Here is a 7,431-nt window from a genome sequence, read left to right on the forward strand (position 1 = left end):
GCCGGCGCCGGCCGACGGGCGGGCAGGACCCAGGAGCCGTCCGAGCACGCATGCCGGGACGCTCTCGTGAATCCCGCTCTTCCGGCCGTTCAGCCGTCCGGCTGTCCCGACCGTCCGGCTATCGTCCGCGGCCGACGACTCGCGGTGCGCGCATAGCCCCGCCAGGCGGGTTTGGCCCCGACGAGCGGCTGGTCATGACCTGTGGGGCGTTCGATCATGATCCCAGACGCTGTGGTGCCGAAAACCTTCCTATTTGGCGCCACAGCCCATGGACCGATCCCAGGACGGCCGGCCACCAGCGATGTTCATCGCCCCATGTGGCCGGCCAACGACGGACCTCGGAACTCATGGGTGTGTCCCGTGGAGCTGCCGGGTCGAGAGAAGATCGCCGATCACCTGGCCCACGTCGACCAGGAGCTGGCCGCCGCCATCGCCGCGGGACTCGGGCTGCCCAATCGCCGCGGGGCTCGGGCTGCCGAGCCGACGGCGCGGGTGGTCAGCCACGACCGGAGTTCACCCGCGCCGAGCATGGCGGGCCAGTCGCGCTCCGCCGCGACCCGCGTGATCGTCGTGCTCGCGGCGGACGGCATCGGCCGACGCGGCGGGTAGCCGGCGCCGACGAGCCCACGGGCGAACCAACTACGTCACGTAGCAGTCGGCGCGCAAATCATCCGCCCGCCAACAACCGGGACCCGCGCCGATACTTTCCCGTAACACTCCGAGAGTTTCAGGCGCCGGAAACGCCGCCGTTACCTTTCAACGTGCCAGAAATACCCCGGCCGTCGGCGCCGGTCGACGCGCCCCTGCCTCCCGGCCGGCCGGGAGCGCCAGTCCAACGGCGGTCATCCATGTGACACAGGTCACACAGGTACCCAGTTTTCGGAACCCTTGAGAACTGGGCGGCTGACGTGCGAACATTTCGGTCAACCCCCCCGCTCATCGACACGGGCATCGTCGCGTCGCGTCCACGTCCGGGCACGGGTCAATCCAGTTCTTCACGCGCCGGAAAGGCGCGTGCTCGCTGCTGTTCCGCCATGGGTGGATGTCGACGGGTGGCATGAACAAGGTTGAGACTGTCGTCATTAACTGGAAACGTCCAGGAAATGTTCAGCGGATCGTGGAGGCGCTGCGCGCGCAGACCACCCCGTGCACGGTGACTGTATGTGACACCCATCTGGACGACCAATACGCGCTGTCCGAAGCGACGCTGGTCGGCGCGGACCGGGTGTACCGCTGGGGGCATAACACCGGGCCGTACTCCCGGTTCGTGCCGCTGGCCGCCTACGACCATGAGTACACCTTCTTCATCGATGACGACATGCTGCCCGGGACCCGCTGCGTCGAGCACCTCGTCGCCACGGCCGACGCGCTGCCCGGCTTCGGCACGATCGGCCAGATGGGCCGGATCATCCCGTCGGACGGCCGCTACAAGGCGCGCGACATCGCCCGGCTGCCCCGGGCACGCGAGATCGACATCCTGGTCCGGGGCTTCTTCGTCCGCACCCGCAACCTGCACCACGTGGCCCAGCTGCGCTGGCTGATGAACTACACGCACGAGCAGGTGCCCGAGGACGACATGTTGCTCTGCGTCGCGATGCGGCTGTGCGCCGGCCTGCGCAACTACCTGACCCCGGCCGACCCCGACCCCGAGACGCTCATGAACCGGACCGAGCTGCCGGACCCGCACGCGCTGCACCGCCGGCCCGACCACCTCCAGCGACGGGTGGACTTCATGCTCGCCGCCCGGGCGATCGGCTGGCTCCCGGTGAACCCGGCGCCGACGACCCCCAGGCAGTTCGCCCACCCCGAGGGCACGCACGCGAACGGCGCCGACCGTGCCTCGTCCAAGGACCACGCCCTGTCCAACGGCCACGGTTCGTCGAACGGCCACGGTTCATTCAACGGCCACGGGTCGTCCAACGGCCACGGGTCGTCCAACGGCCACGGGTCGTCCAACGACCACATCCCGTCCAACGACCACATCCCGTCGAACGGCGACACCCCCCTGAACGGCCGCACCTCGCTGAACGGCCATGTCCTTTCGAACGGCCATGCGTCACCGAACGGCCATGTGTCACCGAACGGCCGCTCCTCATCGAACGGCGGCGCGTCGCCGAACGGTGACGGCCACGCCGCCGGGCACGCGTTGGCGCCCGGCATTGGCGGCCCCAACGGCCTGGGCTCGGCCACGGCCCTCCAGGCCGGCGGAGCCACCTCGCGGCCCACCCCGGGGAACGGCCTGGCCAGGCGGAACGGCAACGGCAACGGCACGTCATCCAAGCGTGACGCGGCGGCCGCCCCGAGCGGACCGGACCGGCGCGGCAGGCGGTCGGTGGACCGCGGCGTGGTCTACCTGGCGCTCGGTGAGAGCTACGCCCAGCTCGTCACCGACAGCGCCCGCACCCTGCGCCTGCACGGCTATGACGGACCGGTGCGGGTCGTCACCGACTCGCCGAGCCACGACCTCACCGACCTCGAATGCGAGACGATGGTCGTCGGCGGTCTCCCCGGTGGGTTCGCCTCCCGGTTCCACAAGACCCAGCTCTATCGCTGGTCGTTCGAGCGCACCTTGTTCCTCGACGCCGACACCATTGTCATCTCCTCGGTCGACGAGGTCTGGGAACTGCTGCGCGGCCACGACGTGGCCATGGCGCCGGACATGCACCCCTCGGTCGCCGACGTCCTCGAGCGCAGCGTCAACGACCCGACCCGCCGCGCGCCCGAATACCAGCTGATGCGCGACCTCGGGCTGATCGACCGTCGCTACTACAACAGTGGCGTCATGCTGTTCGACCAGGGCCCGCGGGTTGCCCGGATGTTCGACCTGTGGCATCAGGAGTGGAACCGGTTCGGCGGCGAGGACCAGCTCGCCCTCGTGCGCGCGATCGCCGCCACCGGGACGCGGGTGTCCACCCTCGACTCGGCCTGGAACCGCAGGCCGAAGGCTTTCTCCTCGGTCGATGAGGCGCGCGCCGCGGGCGTCCACATCCTGCATTTCCTGTCCCGGCAACGCCCGTTGCTCAACCAGGCCTACCTCGGCGTCGTCGCCGAATATCTCGGCTGACCCTCGGTCACCATGCCGGTCGCGAAAAATTCCAGGCGTGAGCGCCGAAGTCATCTCTTGGCGCTCACGCCCAACAACACGGGTTCATCCGGCCCGGGCGCCTCTTCGATCGCGGGATCGACTTCCTCGTGAGGATCGACTCCGGGCGGGATCGACTCCGGCCAGCCGCCGATCTTCGCCGCGGCGACCGGACCGCCCAGAGCGGCGTCAGGCGTGAACTCCGCCGGGTCCGCCCGGAAGTATCCCGGAGGGCGGCGGCTGTCGCCAGGCCAGGGACAGCCGCCGGCGACAGGAGATGGATTACTGGTGCAGCTCGTCGTACTTGGAGTCCTGGAGGGAACGGATCGACCACTCCAGGCGCGTGTCGGCGACATCGCGCCGCTCCTCCAGCACGCGCAGCAGGACCAGTAGAAAGACGGTTCCAAGCGCCAGTAGCAGCGCCAGGATGAGCGTCACGACATAGAACTCCATCATGGTTGTACCTCCCCGTACACCTGCGATGCCCGGATGGGCTGGTTCGTGCCTAGTGCTTGTCTCGGTTGCGTGGTCCAAAGGAACGGATGGAAATCGGGGCGCCGCACACCTCGGCGACCAGCGCCGGCCAGTCGCCGTCTCCCGGCACCTCGCCGTCTTCCGGCACTTCGTCGTCTCCTGGCATTTCCTCCAACACCGGCCGGGCGCGCAGCAGGTACGCGGTACGCGCCGCGGAGCGGGCGAGGTCACCCGCCGGACCGGGCACGAGCCGACGCGTCCGCCCCCACCCCTCACCGGCCGGCGCCCCGCCGAGCCTCGGCCGGCCGGGTGCCGGACCGGGCAGACCGTCAGCGTCCGCTCCACCAGACTGATCGGCGAGACCGGGCGTGATGTCATCAAAATCGGCGAAGTCGGTGCCCGCCTCGATGTCATACGCGCGACACACGGCGAGCGGGTGGCCCGCGCCCGGCCCGAGGCGGCGGTGGCCCGATTCTGGCCCGAGGCGGCGCAGGCGGGCCGGGGCGTCGAGGTGGGTGAGCGCCACCGCGTCCACCCCGCCGGCGACGTCCACGGCGTACCGGTGGGCGACGGCGTCGAAGTGCCCGACCCGAAACGCCCCCTGCCAACGGCCGGTCACGTTGTGCCGGTCCGGCAGCGCCGCCGTGAGCGCGGCGTCCTCGGTGACCAGCGGCCCGGCGCCGTGCCGGGTGGTGTAGGTACGCAGCACGCCCAGCCGCGTCGCCTCGCCGCTCATCCCGGCGTCGGCCAGCAGCTTCTCCGCGTTCGCGAACGTCGTCGTCGACCAGGTGGTGTACGGATGGAAGCCGTGCCACTCGTCGAGCAGCACGCCCTGCGCCCCCTCGAACACGACCGGCGCCGCGCGCAGCAGGTCGGCGAGGTACCGGTCGTCGACCAGGCGCACGGCCCGCGCGAACGCGCCGAACGCGGCGACGCAGTCGTCGACCGGCGGGACGGGAAGCGGGCCGAGCTCGGCCGTCAGCCGGTCGCGCAGCTCGGCCAGCAGCCGGCGAAGGCGCGCCGGGCGCGCGCAGTCACGTGCCCGCGGCGCGTCCTCCGGATGGGCGAGGGCATAGGCGGCGGTCTCCCCGATGCCCATCCCGCACGACCCGTGCCGCCCGTCGCCCCGGGCGGACTCCCGGGCCCGGTTCGCGGCGGCGTGGTACGGGGTGATGACCAGGGCGTCCCGGTGCGTGGTGAGCGCCGCGAACGGGTCGGCCACGCCGAGGGCCACGAGGTGGTCGGCCTCCGCGGCCAGCGCCAGCGGGTCGACCAGGACGTGCCGCGAGAGGTGGGTCGGCACGCCGGCGAGCGTGCCCGACCCGAACTGCGCGAACGTGTGGTGGCGGCCGTCGTCGGTGACGACGTTGTGCGCCGCCTGCGCGCCGCCGTTGAACCTGACGACCGCCCCGACCGGCCGGCCGGCCGCCGCGCCGACCCGGCACAGGTGGTCGACGATCGTCCCCTTGCCGGCGTCGCCGAAACCGAGGTCGACGACCATCGAGTGCCTGGGTCGCATGGGGGCCTTCCTCCCTCGTACTGTCCCGGTGGCCCGGTCCTGGTGGTGACCTGCTCCTGGTGGTGACCTGTTCTGGCGGTGACCTGTTCTGGCGGTGACCTGTTCTGGCGGTGAGGCGGGACGGGACGCCGGCGCGGCTCAGAGCCGGCCGATGCCTCCGGTGCCCAGGCGAGCCGGCGGCCGGCTCCCGAGGCCGGTCGACGGCCGGGGGTCGTCGACGGGGCCGGGACGCATCCTGGCCAGCGCCTTGCCGACGGGCGCGACGGCGGCGTCCGCGCCGATGTCGCGCAGGTCGTCGAGGCCTTCGTCGAGGTCGATCGAGTCTTCGAGGATCCCGATGGTCAGCGCGATCGTCTCGCAGGCGAGCCCCAGGTCGTCGAGCTCGATCACCCGCTCGCCGAGCAGCTTGCGCCAGGTCTCGAGCACCGCGCTCTCGTGCGCGTGGTAGGCGCCCGCCGGGATGATGAAGAAGACGTGGAACGTCTCCGTCAGCTCCGCGAGCATCTTCTCGGTGGGAATGCTGCCCTGCAGCAGGTCACCGGTGAGGGTCTCGACCTGGCCGCGGTCCACCGTCTTGTACGGCTTCTCGTCGCCGATGATGAACAGGTAGCCCTTCCGGCCGCGCTTCTCCCAGCAGTCCAGCGCGGTGTGGCGGGCCATGAAGTACATGGCCAGCTCGTACGACTCCTTGACCTGGCCGCCGCCGCCACCCTCGAGGATGATGTTGCCGAGCTGCTCGTCCATCCGGTTGTCCGACTCGAACTGGCCTACCTGCAGCGGGACCCGGTCGCAGTGCGCGTCCCCGATCGCGCCGAACATGATCTGCGGGTGCTCGACGTAGCCCTTGCGCAGCAGCAGACCGAACAGCGCGGGCAGCTTGGCCTGCAGGTCGCGCGGCACCGAGCCCATCGAGCCGGTGACGTCGAACAGCACCGCGATCGCCTGCGACGTCGGGTGCTCGTCCGAGTCGCGGCTCTCCCGAAGTCCGACGCCGTACGGGTCCAGGTCCGGGTGGGCCTTCATCGCCCGGCCGGCGCCGCGCATCCGGTCGCTGTAGTCAAAGGCGCTCTTGCCGGCGCCGCGCCGATAGCTCGCCGCCGCCGAGTAGACGTTTGTCGACCAGCTGCCACTGCCCATGACGAGCCTCCAGAAATATGGCGGGGAATTGAAAGGAACGATTGGAGAGAACGGCGCGCGGCCGCCAGGGCCGCCGGTTTCGCGCGGAGGGTGAGCCGAGGGCGGAATCGCGGAGGGTGAGCCGAGGGCGGAATGAGGAGCGGTGGGCGGAGGGGCCGGGTCAGGCAGGCCGCGGGAATGTCCGTCAGGGAGACGGACTGGGCATGGTGAACGGACGGAAACGGCGCGGGCCGTAGATCCGGCCCAGTAGTTCGTCGAGCTCGGCGAGCAGCCGCCAGGCGTCGTCCGGCCGCATCGACGGCGAGGGCAGCAGGCAGCCCGTCAGGAACCGGCGGATCGGCGCCGGGACGGCGCCGCCGAGCCGGGCCGGGTCGGCGGAGCCCAGCAGGTAGGACACGCAGCGGCTGGCGAGCGCGATGTCGGTCGCGGCGCCCGGCGGCTCGCGGCGGGCCACCTCCGGTGGGTACCAGTCGGCGTACGCCTCGACCAGGGCCGGGATCCGCCGGCTCGGGTCGTCGGCGCCCCCGGCGCGGGGCTGGACGCCGACGACCGCCCCGTCGGCTGGGTCGGGGACGGCGCTGTAGCACCAGTCGACGAGGACGAGGCCGTGCTGGGCCGGGTGGATGAGGACGTGCTCCGGCAGGACCGCGCCATGCGCCACCCCGGCCCGGTGCGCGTAGCCGATCGCCACCAGCAGCCGGCGCCACATCCAGGCGACGTCGCGGGGATCCAGCCCGGCCGGGTAGGCGGCGCGCGCCTGGGCCAGCGTGACGAAGTCGTCGGGCCGGCCGAGCTCGCGGTTGCGTGACGACGGCGAGGGCACCCGGGGGGAAAGGCCTCCCAGCAGGCCCAGCACGTTCGCCCGGCGGGTGGCGCCCGGGGCCTGGCCCTCCCGGAACCGGACCGTGTCCACCAGCCTCGGCACGTAGGCGGCGTACCGGGGGTCGCCCAGCCGGGCGAGCCGTCGCAGGGCCGCCGCCTCCCGCGCGACCAGGTCGTCGTCGCCCGCCGATCGCGCGATCTTCACCACACAGCGCGACTCGTCGGTGCCGGCCATGCCGTCGGCCGGCACCACACGCGCGACCCGGTACAGGGTGGCGATCTCGCAACAGGCCGACGCCCGGCCGCCGGCACGGTCGTGGCGCGCGCCGACGGTGTAGGCGGCCCCGCCGCGACCGACGAGGACCATCCCCTCCCGGGCGGCCACGTCCCGGTCAGC

General features: G+C 71.8%; 6 protein-coding genes. 2 read left to right on the forward strand and 4 right to left on the reverse strand.

Features of this window, described 5'->3' with window-relative positions; genetic code table 11:
* The first annotated feature begins 360 nt into the window (after nt 1-360).
* Nucleotides 361-609 carry a hypothetical protein gene (locus I6A81_RS03315; protein ID WP_202998931.1) on the forward strand — a complete coding sequence of 83 codons (249 nt, stop codon included), beginning with the start codon at nt 361-363 and terminating at the stop codon, nt 607-609.
* Nucleotides 610-1,057: 448 nt separating this feature from the next.
* A complete protein-coding gene (locus I6A81_RS42955; RefSeq protein ID WP_238428060.1) occupies nt 1,058-3,064 on the forward strand; it encodes a glycosyltransferase family 2 protein in 2,007 nt (668 codons plus the stop codon).
* Between the two features lie 300 nt (nt 3,065-3,364).
* Here I6A81_RS42955 and I6A81_RS03330 read toward each other — a convergent pair whose 3' ends face one another.
* The 4 genes from I6A81_RS03330 to I6A81_RS03345 all read right to left on the reverse strand — a co-directional run.
* Nucleotides 3,365-3,538, reverse strand: a complete 174-nt coding sequence (locus tag I6A81_RS03330; protein ID WP_202998933.1) for a hypothetical protein — start codon at nt 3,536-3,538, stop codon at nt 3,365-3,367.
* A 49-nt stretch (nt 3,539-3,587) separates the two neighbouring features.
* Entirely contained in the window at nt 3,588-5,075 is a 1,488-nt protein-coding gene (locus I6A81_RS03335; RefSeq protein ID WP_202998935.1) for an adenylosuccinate synthetase, read from the reverse strand.
* A 138-nt stretch (nt 5,076-5,213) separates the two neighbouring features.
* The gene (locus I6A81_RS03340; protein ID WP_202998936.1) at nt 5,214-6,212 is read right to left on the reverse strand and encodes a hypothetical protein; all 999 of its coding nucleotides are present in this window, start codon (nt 6,210-6,212) and stop codon (nt 5,214-5,216) included.
* Between the two features lie 184 nt (nt 6,213-6,396).
* Nucleotides 6,397-7,431: protein kinase family protein (locus tag I6A81_RS03345; protein ID WP_238441447.1), on the reverse strand; the 1,035-nt coding region annotated here is incomplete at its 5' end.

This window comes from Frankia nepalensis (assembly GCF_016786325.1).
Lineage (GTDB): Bacteria > Actinomycetota > Actinomycetes > Frankiales > Frankiaceae > Pseudofrankia > Pseudofrankia nepalensis.